This window comes from Actinomyces sp. ZJ308 (genome assembly GCF_011752065.1).
Taxonomy (GTDB): domain Bacteria; phylum Actinomycetota; class Actinomycetes; order Actinomycetales; family Actinomycetaceae; genus Actinomyces.
The window spans coordinates 1-1,244 of record NZ_JAAIJY010000073.1 but is presented as its reverse complement, the minus strand read 5'-3'; the positions used below and the strand labels follow the sequence as shown (position 1 = coordinate 1,244).

1 protein-coding gene is annotated in these 1,244 nt (G+C 68.9%); it reads right to left on the bottom strand.

All coding sequences use genetic code 11. The features are described 5' to 3' along the window. Positions 1–1,244: ABC transporter ATP-binding protein (locus tag HCR68_RS13905; RefSeq protein ID WP_167150453.1), on the bottom strand; the 1,244-nt coding region annotated here is incomplete at both ends.

Below are 1,244 nucleotides of genomic sequence, written 5' to 3'. Positions count from 1 at the left end.
CTGGGCGTTGTGGAGGCGGGTGTAGGTGCCGTCGGCGGCGATGAGCTGATCGTGGTTGCCCTGCTCGACGATGTCGCCGTGCTCCATGACCAAGATGGTGTCGGCGTCGCGGATCGTGGACAGGCGGTGGGCGATGATGAAGCTCGTACGGCCCCGGCGCAGCGCGTTCATGGCCCGCTGGATGAGCAGCTCGGTGCGCGTGTCCACACTGCTGGTGGCCTCATCGAGGATGAGCACGGCCGGGTCGGCCACGAAGGCCCGCGCGATGGTGAGCAGCTGACGCTCACCGGCGGAGATGTTGGCGGCGTCCTCCTCCAGCTCCGTGTCGTAGCCCTGGGGCAGAGCCCTGATGATGTGGTCGACGAAGCACGCCCGGGCGGCGGCCTCGACCTGCTCGTCACTGGCCCCGGGACGCCCGTAGCGGATGTTCTCGCGGACCGTGCCGGCGAACAGCCAGGGGTCCTGCAGCACCATGCCGGTGCGACGACGCACCTCGTGACGCGTCATGGCGGCGATGTCGCGCCCGTCGAGCAGGATGCGCCCGCCGTCGAGCTCGTAGAAGCGCATGAGCAGGTTGACCAAGGTGGTCTTACCCGCCCCCGTGGGCCCCACGATCGCGACCGTACGACCAGGCTCAACCCGCAACGACAAGTCACGAATAAGCTCAACGCCCGGACTGTAGGAGAAACGCACACGCTCCATCTCAATAACCCCCGGGCCCACCGGGCCCGTCTTACCGCTGGGGCGGGGTCCGGCCTGGTCGGCGACCCGACCGGTGTCCGCGTTGGCCGCCGCGACCGGGGCGGTGCTGGTGCTTGTGTCGGCTACTGCACCGGTGGTGCCCGTGGCCTGCGGGGCGACGTCGTCGGGTTGTTCCTCGTCGGCGTCGAGCAGCTCGAAGATCCGCTCGGCGCTGGCGGTCCCGGACTGCACGGCGGTGGCCATCCCACCGATCTGACTCATTGGTCGGTTGAGCTGCTGGGAGTACTGGATGAAGGCCTGCACGTCGCCCAGGCGCAGGGACCCGGAGGCGACCATGGCACCCCCGACCACCGCGATGGCCACATACCCCAGGTTCCCGATGACCAGCATGAGCGGCATCATGATCCCCGAGAGGAACTGCGCACGCAGCGAGGCCCGGAACAGCTCCTCGTTCTCAGCGGCGAAGGCCTCACGCACCGCCTGGGTGCGCCCGTAGACCTGCACCAGGGCGTGCCCGGAGAAGGACTCCTCCACCCGGGTGT